This is a genomic window from Pseudoneobacillus rhizolycopersici, assembly GCF_054786815.1.
The window spans coordinates 65,849-80,577 of sequence record NZ_JBTOOE010000009.1 but is presented as its reverse complement, the minus strand read 5'-3'; the positions used below and the strand labels follow the sequence as shown (position 1 = coordinate 80,577).

Genomic DNA, 14,729 nt, shown 5'->3' with positions numbered 1-14,729 from the left:
CTAACTTCCCAAATAAATATTTTCTAAGAATTTTGCGCTTGTCATTACATCATACCCATTCTGCTGTAAATTAAGGTATCGCTCACTCCAGCTTGGCCGTACTGCGGATTCCATCAAGGTTTCCAAGGAATTTGCCCATGATTCCGGACCATCTTGTAAATCTTTAAAGGTGACTAGCATTAAAGACAAATCAACGGCTTTTGGAACATTAGTAGATACTAAGCAGGGAACACCGGCAGCCTGTGCCTCAATGACAACATTTCCGAGACCTTCATAGAAAGAAGGAAATAGGAAAAAGTCAAAGGTACTTAATATCCTTGGAATGTCAGATTGAATACCTAGAAATTGAACCGCATCTGTCAACTCATATTCCGAAACTAACTGTTCGATCTGGTCTTTTTCCGGTCCTTCACCAACAAGGATTGCCGTTGCATTTGGATGTTTTTTTCGAAAATAATAAAAGGTTTTGACGAAAAAAGCATGATTTTTTACACGGTCAAAACGTCCGATATGACCGATAACAAGGTTTGAACTTTTGGTTTTGTGAGTTGAAATTTGGCCATACGCTTGAAGGTCAAAAGCATTTGGAAAGACATCTGCATTTAATTCTTTGCCAAACAATGATTCGTTAGCATCTTTCGAACAACCTAATCGATGTGTTGTATGTCGGGTTAATAAATATTTCATCATAGATAAGTAAATCGTTCTGGCGACTGTTTGTGTTTTTCCATCAGAAGTTGTGTGACTATGAGCAATTCTGACAGGTATGCCAACTGCATGGGCAGCTTCTAAAGTTAGGCCACTGAAGGAATGGACATGACTATGTACAGCGACGTATTGATTGTCTTTTAATAGCTGAATTAACTGAGACCTAAAAACGACTATTGTGGTTAATTTTGGATAAGGAATACGAAAGATTTTGCCACCAAGTGCAGTAATTTCGTTTTCAAAGTATCCAGGTTCCTCTAAATGGACCAAAAAATCAAATTGAATTTTATTTCTATCTATTGCACGATATATATTCATGACCATTGTTTCAGCACCGCCGACATTCATGGCCATAAATACATGAAGAACCCGTTTACTCATTCAACCAACCACCTCATACTTAGGAGCTAATCACATTGCAGTAAGGTTTGTTTTTTTGTCCTGTAGAGAAGCCAATAAACCGTTGCTGCTTGCGTAATAAATTGAATTGCAGTCACCAAAATGGCAACGTATGCAGCCCCCAATAATCCATATTTCGGAATCAAAAGATAGCTTAGAAATACCGTTGCTCCAACCCAGATGCTGGCAAGATATGGCTGTATAGCGAACTTTCTCATCGCAGTTAACGCATATCCCAAAAAAGAACCTGAATACATAATCATTCCGGAAACCATCAATAAAATAAAGATCTGATGATATTGGGTATATTCCTGTGTGTAAATGATTTCTAATACTTGTTTTCCGATAAGAATGGTTAATATGGTGGCAACCATTCCATAAAGACCACCTAAAAGGATAAACGTATTCAATAGTTTGGAAAACTTGGTATATTCATTATTCGTAAAATAAATGGCTAGCCGTGGGCTAATGGATTGTCCAACCGCATTAATAACCAAGTTCCCAGCTATAACAATATAAAATAAGGCAGAGTAATAGCCGACAGCATTTATCCCATTTAGATTCTCCAGAAAATATCTTGGTATATTCGTATATAATGAAATCATCATCATGACAATACCAAGTGGTAAACTAGTTAAGAACAATCGTTTAATAGGATGCCATTCGAAGGGCGTGTATTCTGACTTATAATGTCTAGCCTTAGGTCGGTCGATAAAAATAAACAGGCAAAGCCAGGAAAAACAATAGCAAAGAATAGCAATCAAAAGGTTTTTTGTTAGAAAAATAAGAATTGAAATTAACGCAACTGAAGCAATTCCCCGGAATATTAGTGATTTGGCAATCCAATCCATTTTTTCATGTCTTTGAAAGAGACCGTAATATAGTTCAAAAATAGATTCTAACAATTTTGCTACACCAATCAGATAGATCACTAGGGCCAATTGCCCATGGTAATCCTGGAATATAACAATCCCTGCTAATACACCTAAAACTAGAAAACTAGAAATTCCTCTTAATATCAAATATTGCCGAAATGAAAACTCATTTTTGGTATCTGTTGCGATAACGGAGCGTAATTGGAGGTCGAATATCAAAATGACCGGTGCAGTAATGGCTAAGCCTAACGAAAATTCCCCTACCATTCTAGCGGAACCCAGTTTCGCCAGAGCCATAATGATGCCCCATTGCGATAAGGCATAGACAAGATTGCCTATCAGCATATAGGATATATTTCTCCTTAATGAAAATGGAATAATAGATTTCAAGTTCACGCGGTACACTCCACACTTTTTTTCTATTATAGCATCTACTGACTTAGTAATGGGAATAAATATCTTAGGATATTTTTCCAAACTTTCTTTATCTAAAAAACTATGGTATTAAATAATTTTATCCAATATACTATATGTAATTGGAGGAAATTTTATATAATTATACCAATAGAAAAAGCCCCTATGGAGAATTTTTTCCATCGCTTTCTAGTATTCCGTAACTAGTAATATTGACCTGGTGGAGTGTGGATATATGAATCAAATAGTGATCCAGCAACAACTAACCAAATCTAAAAAAACCTATTTTTATTGTAAACAGGGTTTTGACATCCTTTTTAGTTTATTTGTTTTACTATGTCTTCTACCTTTACTACTTTTCATTATGGTTTTGATTAAAATGGATTCACCTGGCCCGGTTTTTTTCCTTCAAGAACGAATTGGCAGAGACGGAAAGCCTTTCAAAATTTATAAATTTCGAACCATGTACATAGATGCAGAAAAAAATGGACCTCAGTGGGCTAAAAAAAATGATAACCGAATTACAACAGTAGGACATTATTTGCGGAAGTATAGGCTAGATGAGATCCCGCAATTGCTAAATGTCATTCGGAATGAAATGGCCATCATTGGTCCTAGACCTGAACGTCTGTACTTCATCAAGAAATTTGAAAAAACGATACCCGATTTTCAAAAAAGACTCTGTGTGAAACCTGGAATTACTGGCTTGGCCCAAATAAATGGCGGCTATGAATTGTCGCCAAAAGAAAAGTTTGAACAAGACCTCATTTATATCGAAACGTGTTCGTTTTTAGTAGATTTGAAGATTGTTCTAAAATCCATACCGGTCATTCTCTTCGCTAAAGGCTGGAGGTAGGCCAATGAAGGTGCTATTTTATGAAAGCCGCCCAGAGTGGGGTGGGGCCCAAAAGTGTGAGCTTGAATTACTTGAAGGACTAAAGCAATTCGGGATTGAGACGAATTTTGTCACCTCAACGCACGGTCCGATGCTTGAACGAATTGGACATAAAGGTTTAGAAGTGAATATTGTCCCTATAGATAAAAGGATAGATGGAATTCGCAATGAAGGGATTAAGGGTGGGATCGGCTTGAAATGTCGATTGAGTTTTTCCACTATTCCGCATTTTTTGAAAATGGCGCGTTATATTCTTCTTTCTAAGCCGGAGGTTATTTATACAAGTCAGTTTCGCTCCCAATTATTCATTGGCTGGTTAGCGAAGTTGTTTGGAAAGAAAGTCGTGTGGCATATTCACGGAGAGGAAAAGCTTAATAATCTTCTTGGTAAATTGGCTTTAGCGACAGCGGACAAGGTTATTGTGGTTTCTAGACAATTATGTGAGATGTATCAAGCGAACTTTACTGCTCATCGAGAAAAATTTATATTTGTGGCCAATGGTCTAGATGTAAACGGGAAAAAGCCAATGGACACTAAACAGGAAACGGTGCATTTAATGATGGTTGGTGCATTAATTGAGGGGAAACGCCAGGACCTTGTGATTAGTGCCTGTAAAGAACTTGTTGAAAAAGGATTAGCTATTCACCTACATATAATAGGTGAGAAGCCGCATTGGCATTCTGATCAATATAAAAATATGCTATTGACTATGGTAGCAAATAGTCAACTACAAGCAAACGTCACGTTTCACGGATGGGTTGAGAATCCAACTGACCTTTTGGCTAATGGCGATCTATTTATATTACCTTCTGATACTGAAGGACAACCACTTTCCATTATTGAAGCAATGGGTGTAGGTCTTCCGTGTGTCGCTACTAACGTTGGTGGGATTAGTGAACTAGTCGAAGATGGGAAAACGGGGTTGTTGATTGGGAAGGATTCCTTAGCAGAGCTTGTTGAAAAAACCGAGTACCTTGTCAAGAATCGGGAGCTGCGACTGAAGATGGGAGAGGCAGCTCGAACAGCCTATGAAAGCAAGTTCACGAAACGAGCATTTTTGGAAGGGGTGTCCGGTGTATTACGCACGATAACAAAATGAAGATTTTATATGTCATAACAGGTGCTGATATTGGCGGTGCCCAGAAACATGTGATGGATTTAGTCTCTTGGTTTCAAAAAAACGGTGCCAAACTTGAGGTTGTTACTGGAGAAGAGGGGCCGCTAGTTGACTGGTTAATTTTGCGCGGTATTCCTGTAAAGATCATTCCGATACCAAGATCAATCCAGCCAATGAAAGACTGGAAGGCTTTTTGGCAGTTGAGGCAGCATCTTCGCCGCAATCCATTTAATATTGTTCATTGCCATAGCTCCAAGGCCGGTATTATCGGCAGGTTGGCTGCTTTTGTTTGCCGGGTTCCGAAAATTATATTTACAGCCCATGGATTTGTGTTTACCGACCCAACGTTATCGAAAAAAAAGAAAGCTTTTTATATTTTTCTTGAGCGACTGTTTGGCCGTTTTTCATCCGATATCATTACAGTATCTCAGTATGATTATCTAGCTGGACTAGGGATTGGACTTAGGAAACAAAACCTCCATATGATCCATAATGGGCTGCCAACCGAGCAAGTACAATCAGTCCCAAATTGGGAATCGAAACAGGCACAACTTAGGACCAGTGACAAAAAGATTATTGGGTTTGTGGGGCGCCTTGTCCCAGAAAAAAATATTGAGATGATCATCCGGATTGCCGAGCAGTTTCACCGACAAGCATTACCGTATGGGGTAGAATTTTGGCTACTGGGAGAAGGCAGGCTTGCTGAACATTACTACCAAACTGTTAAGGAAAAAGGGTTGACGGAGATTGTTAAATTTTGGGGAAACCAGACAAATGTAATAGATTTTATGGACAAAATGCATGTAATGCTGATTACTTCTCATAAAGAAGGATTGCCTTATGTGCTTTTGGAAGCGATGGGTCGTGGCTTGCCAGTCATTAGTACGGACGTTGGTGGAATCAAGGAGGTGTTGGACCCATCAGGTTCTTTGGAATTGCTTGTCCCACTTAACGATGATAATCAGATGAATCAAAAGCTTGAAAAACTGCTTTATCATGATCGTGAGCGTGAGAGGATTGGCCGCATATTGTTACAGCAAGCGTCCTACTATACAGCGGACATCATGTGTAAAAAAATAAAAGATATCTACTAATACTTTGGAGAGGGATTTACTACTATGAAAAAAATCTTATTTATTTTAATGGCTATGATAACGGCTTCTCTTGTTGCCTGTTCAAATGATCAAGCCGACTCGAAGGAAAAAGAGGCGCCAATTAATAGCACAGCGACAGGTGACAAGACAGAAGAATCTGATTCAGATTCTACTGATACCACAACCACACCTAGTCAAGCCGATTTAGCCAGTAAATTAGTTTTAGAAAATACTAGACTTACGGAAGTATTTAGTATTAACCAACGTATTCATGATGATTACAAAGACCTAGGTCCCTTTTGGGTGGTAAGGGGCATTGATGCCAAAGGTCGGACCACAGAGGTATGGGTCAATAATGGGAAAATATATGACATTCAATAAAAAACACCACTAGTTGGTGTTTTTTTTCTGTTATCGTTCCCTTGTCAAAAATGGTAGAAATACTAAGTATTTTGCAAAAATAACCTAGTATGGTGCATGTTTACAATACTAATTTCCTATGTTAAAGTAAAAATAATCACTAATTTGTGATTATTCAGAATTAACACATAAACTGGGGGGAGGAATACATAGTTAATCAAATGTTTAAACAACTAAAATATAAGGGTAGAGAGGAGAAAAATGTTTGAAAACTAAGAATTTGCGTAAGTTATTTAGTAGTTTATTAGTTTTGATGCTCGCATTAAGCATGTACAATCCTGTATTTGCTGCTTCGAGCAAAGACCAGTTAAGTGAAGAATCTGTCAAGCAAATGAGTCAAATTATTTCTCAGCAACAAAAGGCTGCCAAAAAGGGAGCAGTGTTGCATAAAGATTTACAAAACTTAACAGGTGATGAAGAAGTAGCCGTCATCGTCCAATTGAGTGAACCACCAGTGGCGATGGTCGAAGGTATAAGTAAACTATCTGGTAAGAAATTTACCGCTACGATGGAAAAAGAAGCAAAACAAAAGGTAACAGCTCAACAACAAATTTTTGAAAAGCAAATGATCACGAAAGGCTTAAATGCAAAGGTAGGCTTTAAGTATAATTATGCATTCAACGGTATGTCGTTAAAGCTAAAAGCAAGCCAAGTAGCAGAATTAATGAATCTTAAAGGGGTCCAGCTAGTTGAGCCAGATGAAGAAGTCCATGCTTTAGGTAAAGTGGCTCCGTCTGATACATTTACCCCTGCTATGAATACCAGTGCTCCGCATTTAGGTGTTCCTGCACTTTGGGCAGAAGGAATTGAAGGGCAAAATGTGAAGGTTGCTGTTCTTGATACAGGAATTGACTACCTACATCCTGAATTTGAAGGAGTATATAAAGGTGGATACAACTTCGTTACTCACGATGCAAAATATGCACGCGGACGTGATGCAGACGATCCATATGAAACTACACCACTAGATCGAGCGGCAGGTCAACCAGAAGTGAATGCAAACGGCAATGAATTCTGGACTAGCCACGGTACTCACGTTGCTGGTACGATTGCTGCACAAGGTAAAAATACATTTGGTATTAAAGGTCTTGCTCCGAAAGTGGAATTATATGCTTACCGTGTATTAGGGGCATATGGAAGTGGAGCAACATCTGGAATTATTGCAGGTATTGATAAAGCAGCGGCTGAACATATGGATGTTATGAACTTATCTTTAGGTGGAAGCAGTACGAGTTCAACGGCTTCTGACTCGATTGCCATTAACAACGCAGCGTTGGCTGGAACGATTGCGGTTATTGCAACAGGTAACAGCGGTCCGAACAGAGGAACAATCGGAAACCCTTCGACAGCGGCATTCTCGATTGCAGTTGCGAACTCAACGGTTCCTGCGGATGTTCATTCAAGTGATATCCAAGTTACACTTGATGGCGCATCCCCAACTACTTATTCAAAAGTAGAGTTGATGGGTACCAAATTTGGCGTGAACCCTGGTGATACCTTAACGGGTGAATATGATCTTGTGGCCGTTCCAAAAGTTGGGGCAACCGCTGATTACAACGGATTAGATGTAAATGGTAAAATTGCGCTAGTGGCACGTGGCGATATTGCTTTCGTTGAAAAAATTGCCGCAGCAAAAGCTGCAGGTGCAGTTGGAGTTATTATTCATAACTCTTCTACAGGTTCCGGTACTCCTGGACCATACAACGGTAATTTAGGTGACTCATTTGCGTTTATTCCAACGTATAATATGAGTTATACAGATGGTAATGCACTTCGTACAACTTTAGCAACGAAATCAGCGAAAGTATCTTTCTCTAATTTTAGCAAGCGAGTTCAACCGGGAGATGACATTAACACTTCAAGTTCAAGAGGACCGTCTACTCCGAACTTTGACATTAAACCAGACGTTTCCGCACCGGGAACAAACATTATGTCTTCGGTAGCTTCGTATGGAAAAGATTATCCAGGAATCGATTATTCAGAATCTTATGATCGTTACACTGGAACAAGTATGGCTACTCCGCATGTAGCAGGTGTTGTAGCGCTATTAAAATCAGCGCATCCGAACTACACAGCGTTTGATTTAAAAGTAGCTGTTACGAATACTGCGAAACAATTGGATACAGCCAAGTACGATGTATTCTCGCAAGGTGCTGGACTTGTCCAACCTTATAAGGCTGTTCATACAGATGCGTTAGCTTATTCATTGGATAAGGTAACTTTCTCCAATAACACATATGATAACGTAAAAGGAACGATCACGTATGGAAACGTTCCAACTGGTTCAGCTAACTCTATTACAAAAGATGTTAAGGTGAAAAACCTAACAGGTAGTCCAAGCGACTATAACGTTTCCGTTCAAGTAACAAAAGCGGCAACAGGTGCATTTGCCAATGCAAAGGTAACCGTTGACAAAACTAGCTTTACATTAAATGATGAGCAATTATTAAAAGTTACTTTAAGCTATCCTGCAGGTGCTGGTGCTACGGGAATTGAACTTTTAGGATATGTTCATATTACAAATGGTACAACAAAAATGAGCTTACCATTTGCAGCTAACTTTGCCCCTCCGACAGGGTTAAAGAGCTACTCTATAGATAGCATGCATATCTCACCAAATGGTGATGGAAAGCTTGACAGTACAACAATTAAGTATGAATTCTATAATAGACAGGGCACAACGTATCTTGAACTTTGGGATGCTATAAATCAAGATGCTGGATACTATGAAGATGGTTATTTAGGATATCTAGTAAATAGCACGTCTACTACAACAGGACCAAAATCCGTTGTATTTAATGGACAATATACTCCTTGGGGTTCTGCTGCAGGGACAAAACAATTAGCACCTGATGGTGTCTATACACTTGACTTATCAACTGCTCAAGCAGCAGAATACTTAGGGCCAATTTATATCAAATCCACCCCTTCAACTATTAATGCAGAAAACACTGCAGTCCAAGGTGCTACGGCTACTTATACTGGTTCAGTAACAGACTCTTATGTTGACTGGAAAGATGTAGTGGAGGAAGTCTTTGGTGAAGACTATGATGTCAATGACAATCTTCATGTGAAGTACGAACTTTATAATGCTGAAGGAGATTTGGTTGATAGCCAACCAATCACATTAGCTGCAGATGGTACGTTTAACATGAATCTTGTTGGCTTAACAGAAGGTGAAAATAAACTTAAGTTAATCGCTGACGATGAAGCACAGAATCATGCAGAAAAAGTCGTTACCATTACGAGTTCAACACCTGGCCCGGATCCAGATCCACTACCAACAGTTGAACCAGGTCAAGGCTTACTATTAAAAGGTGGCAAGCCACTTGCAAACCTACAGTTCAGCTTACACTCAACTGGTACAGAACCAGTATGGTATGACATGGTAACGGATGCAAACGGAATTTTCACGCATAACTTACCAGATGGCGAGTATAATGTAGTTGGAATTTGGGATGCTCCAAACTGGTACCTACTGAACAAGACGTTTACATTGAAAGACGGATTAGTGAATGGCGCACCAGTAATTATTGAAGCGTTTGATACTCAACTTCCACCAGCTGATCAATGGAATGTAAAAGGTTCAGTGAAGAATGGAACTAAACCATTTAGTAACTTAACCTTCAGTGTTCGCACAGCTGATAGCAGTGAATGGTATGCCACAACTACAGACTTACGCGGCGATTTCGTCTTCAACTTACCGAATGGAGACTATGTTGTTGAAGGAATCTGGGTCGATGCTCATAGCAAGTGGTATGAAATGAATCAAGCATTCTCTGTTAAGGAAGGTAAGTTAGACGGAGCTACGGAATTAGCAATCGATGTGAAGAACGCTGTTAATACAGCGAATGTGACTGGAAAGCTAACGAAGGGTACAAAAGCGCTAGCTAACCTTGTATTCAGCTTACGTACTTCTACTGGTGAGCCTCAGTGGTACGCTGTCCAAACCGATAGTAACGGTCGTTACGAAGTGAAACTTCCAGATGGCACGTACACAATCGAAGGAATTTGGGTTGGATCTGAAGGTAAATGGTATGTATTAAACAAAGAATTTACAGTTGCAGGCACGTTAGCAATGGATATTGACGTTCTTCAAGGTCCGCCTGAAGCAGCGCCAAACGTAACAGGCTTATTAACAAAAGCAGGTGCTCCATTAGCTAATCTGAACTTCAGTATTGAAGATACTACTGGTAACTGGTTTACAACAACAACCGAAACAGACGGAAGCTTCAACTTCAAGCTGGCAGATGGCACTTACAAAATCCATGGTATTTGGAATGGTTCTGAAAGTAAGTGGTACGAACTTAACCAACTATTTACTGTTAAAGATGGTAAATTAGAAGGAGCAAATTCGTTAACAATCGAACTACCATAATAACCAGCATTTAAGAAAACCTACTACTCTATCATTTAGGGTAGTAGGTTTTTTATATATTTTTTTTGCATATTTATTCATACAAAAGTAAAATTATTCATTCCTAACTATTTTTGATATTTACACTACTATTTACCTATGATAAATTTGAATTATGGAAATTTTTCTAAAATAATAATTTTCAAAATGAAAGGAGAAACATGTTGAATACACCTAGAATAGCACGTAAATGGATTCATAGTTTATTAGTTTTCCTACTCGTTTTGACAATGTGGTCGCCATTTAGTGGTCATGCTGCTACAAAAAAGGAGCAAATGAGTTCGGAATCGCTGAATCAAATGAAAAAATGGATTAACGAACAAAGGAAGGCACTTAGCAAAGGACCAATATTACATAAAGAATTAAACGGTCTAACGGGGAATGACGACGTTTCCGTTATCGTGCAGCTTAGTGAACACCCTGTCGCATTCGTAAAGGGGATGAATAAAGTTTCAGGTAAGCCCTTTTCCTCAACGCTTGAAAAAAAGGTAAAGGATAATGTTAATGCCCAGCACAAATTATTTGAGAAACAATTAAACGCAAAAGGTATTAAAGCAATATATGGATTTAAATACAATTATGCCTTTAACGGTATGTCTATAAAAGTGAAAGCAAATCAGTTGAAAAAATTATTGAAGGTTGAAGGAGTTACCTTCATTGAACCGGATACGGAAGTCCATGCCTTAGGGAAAGCCGAGGCAGAAGATACATTCCAACCAGCCATGAATTCAAGTTCCCCGTTTCTTGATGTTCCAACACTCTGGAGTATGGGGTATGAGGGACAAAATGTAAAGGTAGCTGTACTGGATACCGGAATTGACTACCATCATCCCGAATTTGAAGGGGTTTATAAAGGCGGCTATAATTTCATAAAACAAACGTCAACTGCTGGTTATGCTCGTACAAGAATCGATACCGATCCATATGAAACCTCACCGTTAGACCGTGCCGCAAACATGCCTGAGTTTGATGTAAATGGCAATTCTTTTTACACTGATCATGGAACACATGTTGCCGGTACGATTGCGGCTCAAGGTAACAACCCATATGGAATGAAGGGAATTGCACCCAAAATTGAATTATATGCTTATCGGGTTTTAGGGGCCTATGGCAGCGGCTCGACCTCTGGAATTATCGCTGGAATTGAAAAAGCAGTGGCTGAAAAAATGGACATTATTAATCTATCGTTAGGGAGTAGTAATAATAGCCAAACCTCTGCGGACTCCATTGCCATCAACAATGCTGTTTTAGCCGGAACAACGGCCGTTATCGCTAACGGAAATGATGGCCCTGGCAGAGGAACGGTTGGAAGTCCTGCAACCAGTGCATTTGCTATTTCAGTAGGAAACTCAACAGTTCCGGAAACGACGATGAAAGCTGACGTTTCGATTAGAGTCCAAGGCTCTGCCGTAAAAACATACCCGTTAACTGTAATGGCTTGGAAATTTGACAGTCAGCCTAGCCAGCTATTAAACGGTGAATATGACCTAATTGCTGTACCGAATTATGGTGTTGAGAATGATTACACTAGATTAATTGTTACGGGTAAGGTTGTCCTCATTTCTCGTGGCGGAGGCATTCCTTTTGTTGATAAAATAGCTGCTGCTAAAAAAGCTGGTGCGGTGGCTGCCATTATTTATAATAACGAGACAGGACCTTCAGGAGTATTTTTAGGAGATACGTTCCATTATATTACGACTTTTGATATGTCGAATAAGGATGGATCAGCATTGAGAACCGCACTAGCTACGAAACTGGCAACTGTCACATTTAATAACTTTACAACAGCAAAAACCGCTGGTGATGATATCAATGATTCTAGTTCAAGAGGCCCATCAAACCCGGTGTTTGATATAAAACCAGACGTATCAGCACCAGGAACGAACATTATGTCTTCCGTTCCTGCCTACAAAAAGGATTTCCCGAACGCCGATTATTCAGAGGCCTATGACCGTTTTACCGGAACAAGTATGGCGGCACCACATATTGCCGGGATTGCTGCTTTACTAAAATCGAAACATCCAGAATGGACACCATTTGATATGAAAGTAGCCATTTCAAATACTGCGAAACTATTAGATACAGCGAAATATGATGTATTTGCTCAAGGAGCTGGACGTGTACAGCCATTAAAGGCGGCGACAGCAGAAGCCTTAGCTTATTCGTATGATGTAACTAGTTTTGATGATAATGATTATGAAAATAGGAAAGGAACCATTACCTTTGGAAATGTAACCCCGAGTAGTTCGGAGGTGACGACGATGACCAAGGATATTGTTGTTAAAAATATGGTGGATACACCGTCTGATTATACGGTTACAGTTCAAACAACAAAAGCCGCAACAGATGGTTTAGCTGCTGCTAACGTGAGTGTGGATCAATCCCGTTTTACCCTAACAGGTGAAAAAACATTAAAGGTTACCTTAACCGTTCCGGCCGGAGAGGGAACCGTTGGCAATGAAATTTTAGGTTATGTAAAATTAACAAATGGCACAACAAACTTGAATTTACCGTTTGCTGCTAACTTTGGTCCGCCGACAGGTTTGAAGGATTTCGCAGCTGAAAGCATGCATATTTCTCCGAATGGTGATGGAATAAAGGATAGTACAACGATTCGTTATGAATTTTATAACCCGCAATTCACGACTTGGTTAGAACTTTGGGATGCTCAAAATCAAACAGGTGGGGAATATGAAGATGGCTATCTTGGGTATATCGTTAATGAGGAAGAGACTTCTGTTGGACCAAAAACGGTTACGTTTGATGGCAGCTATATCTCTTGGTCGGATGAAGCAACCGAAGAAACAGCCCCAGATGGGGTTTATTCTCTCGACTTATCAACCGTTAAGGAAGACTGGTCAGGTTATGAAACACAAAATTGGATTGGTCCAGTTTTCGTTAAAACAACAAGTCCTGTCATTTCTGCAATGGATTTAACCGTTGATAGCACAAAAATTCCTTTCACAGGTTCTCTACAAGATTCCTATATTGATTGGAAGGAAGTAATTGAAGTAGTCTTTGGTGAAGAGTATGATGTAAATCATTATTTACACGGTCGTTATGAATTAAGAAATAACTCTGGAGCGCTTGTAGATACTCAAGTAATTAAGCTTCAAGAGGATGGTACGTTTGCGTTTGACCTATTTGGGTTAACTAGTGGTGTCAATCGTCTAAAGCTCATTTTCGAGGATGCCGCGGGGAATAATGCTGAAAAAGATGTAACGATTACAAAGTCTATGGATGTGGACCCTGAGCCAATACCAAACCTACTACCTGGGCAAGGACTTTTAGTAAAAGGTAAAGAGCCAATGGCTAACCTTCAATTCAGTCTTCATTCCACAGGGGCGGATCCAGTTTGGTATGACATGGTTACAGATGAAAACGGAATTTTTACCCATAACCTACCAAATGGTGAATATCATGTAGTGGGTATTTGGGAGGCGCCTAATTGGTACCTACTCAATAAAACCTTCACGCTTCAATATGGTTTGGTCAATGGAAAAGCGCCGGTTACGATTAATGCTCTAGAAACACAGTTACCCCCAGCCCATCAATGGAATATAAAGGGTACACTCCAAAATGGAAACAAAGTATTATCCAATATTCCATTTAGTCTTCGTTCGGCAGATGGATTAAACTGGTATTCATCAAGCTCAAACGCTTCAGGGGAATTCGTCTTTAACTTACCGGATGGCGAATATGTTGTGGAAGGTATCTGGATGGATGCTCAAGCTAGATGGTATGAGTTAAATCAAACATTTACGGTGGAGGCAGGTAAGTTAGTAGGTTCTACAGAATTAACGATTGATATTAAAAATATAACCATTCAAGCTAATGTAGCCGGCACCCTAACGAAAGGAACACAAGCCCTAGCCAATCTAATCTTTAGCTTACGTACATCTGATGGTGAGCCACAATGGTATGCTGTTCAAACGGATGAAAAGGGTCAATTTGAGGTGAAACTTCCTGATGGCTCCTATACGATAGAAGGAATTTGGGTTGGAAAAGAAAATAAATGGTATGTGTTAAATAAAGAATTTACGGTTGCCGGTACGTTAGCACTTGATATTGATGTTCTTCAAGGACCACCAGAAGCGGCACTGAATATTACCGGGTTGCTAACAAAATCCGGTCTGCCGTTAACCTACTTGAACTTTAGTATAGAAGATCAATCAGGAAATTGGTTTACGACCAATACCGACCCTGATGGAAACTTTGGCTTTACGTTACCTGATGGAGCGTACAAAATTCATGGAATTTGGGTAGACTCTGAAATGAAGTGGTATGAACTAAACCGCTTGTTCACCGTAACAGACAGGAAAATAGTTGGTACAGATTCTTTACTTATTCAATTGCCTTAATAGGACTAAAACCTACTCTTCGGAGTAGG

8 protein-coding genes are annotated in these 14,729 nt (G+C 39.5%); 6 read left to right on the top strand and 2 right to left on the bottom strand.

All coding sequences use genetic code 11. The features are described 5' to 3' along the window. Window positions 1-1,089, bottom strand: a complete 1,089-nt coding sequence (locus tag ACX9YW_RS11515) for a glycosyltransferase family 1 protein (protein ID WP_460346435.1) — start codon at window positions 1,087-1,089, stop codon at window positions 1-3. A gap of 26 nt (window positions 1,090-1,115) precedes the next feature. After that, on the bottom strand, window positions 1,116-2,378 hold the full coding sequence (locus ACX9YW_RS11510) for a lipopolysaccharide biosynthesis protein (protein WP_460346433.1): 1,263 nt from the start codon (window positions 2,376-2,378) through the stop codon (window positions 1,116-1,118). A 253-nt stretch (window positions 2,379-2,631) separates the two neighbouring features. On the opposite strand from ACX9YW_RS11510, the gene ACX9YW_RS11505 reads away from it, so the two are divergent. The 6 genes from ACX9YW_RS11505 (at window position 2,632) to ACX9YW_RS11480 (ending at window position 14,700) form a co-directional block, all read left to right on the top strand. Further along, window positions 2,632-3,252, top strand: a complete 621-nt coding sequence (locus ACX9YW_RS11505) for a sugar transferase (RefSeq protein ID WP_460346431.1) — start codon at window positions 2,632-2,634, stop codon at window positions 3,250-3,252. A gap of 4 nt (window positions 3,253-3,256) precedes the next feature. Beyond that, window positions 3,257-4,390 carry a glycosyltransferase family 4 protein gene (locus tag ACX9YW_RS11500; protein ID WP_460346429.1) on the top strand — a complete coding sequence of 378 codons (1,134 nt, stop codon included), beginning with the start codon at window positions 3,257-3,259 and terminating at the stop codon, window positions 4,388-4,390. Then, window positions 4,387-5,502 (top strand): glycosyltransferase family 4 protein, encoded by a 1,116-nt coding sequence (locus ACX9YW_RS11495; protein ID WP_460346427.1) that lies wholly within the window; start codon window positions 4,387-4,389, stop codon window positions 5,500-5,502. The genes ACX9YW_RS11500 and ACX9YW_RS11495 overlap by 4 nt, the downstream gene beginning before the upstream one ends. Before the next feature lie 24 nt (window positions 5,503-5,526). Further along, entirely contained in the window at window positions 5,527-5,883 is a 357-nt protein-coding gene (locus tag ACX9YW_RS11490; RefSeq protein WP_460346425.1) for a hypothetical protein, read from the top strand. A gap of 244 nt (window positions 5,884-6,127) precedes the next feature. After that, window positions 6,128-10,300 (top strand): S8 family serine peptidase, encoded by a 4,173-nt coding sequence (locus tag ACX9YW_RS11485; RefSeq protein ID WP_460346423.1) that lies wholly within the window; start codon window positions 6,128-6,130, stop codon window positions 10,298-10,300. A gap of 200 nt (window positions 10,301-10,500) precedes the next feature. Continuing rightward, the gene (locus ACX9YW_RS11480; protein WP_460346421.1) at window positions 10,501-14,700 is read left to right on the top strand and encodes a S8 family serine peptidase; all 4,200 of its coding nucleotides are present in this window, start codon (window positions 10,501-10,503) and stop codon (window positions 14,698-14,700) included. Window positions 14,701-14,729 lie beyond the last annotated feature (29 nt).

Bases quoted from the DNA above. Each gene is read 5' to 3' on its own strand.
- ACX9YW_RS11500 (WP_460346429.1), top strand. From the start codon at position 3,257: ATGAAGGTGCTATTTTATGAAAGCCGCCCAGAGTGGGGTGGGGCCCAA.
- ACX9YW_RS11495 (WP_460346427.1), top strand. From the start codon at position 4,387: ATGAAGATTTTATATGTCATAACAGGTGCTGATATTGGCGGTGCCCAG.
- ACX9YW_RS11490 (WP_460346425.1), top strand. From the start codon at position 5,527: ATGAAAAAAATCTTATTTATTTTAATGGCTATGATAACGGCTTCTCTT.
- ACX9YW_RS11515 (WP_460346435.1), bottom strand. From the start codon at position 1,089: ATGAGTAAACGGGTTCTTCATGTATTTATGGCCATGAATGTCGGCGGT.
- ACX9YW_RS11480 (WP_460346421.1), top strand. From the start codon at position 10,501: ATGTTGAATACACCTAGAATAGCACGTAAATGGATTCATAGTTTATTA.
- ACX9YW_RS11505 (WP_460346431.1), top strand. From the start codon at position 2,632: ATGAATCAAATAGTGATCCAGCAACAACTAACCAAATCTAAAAAAACC.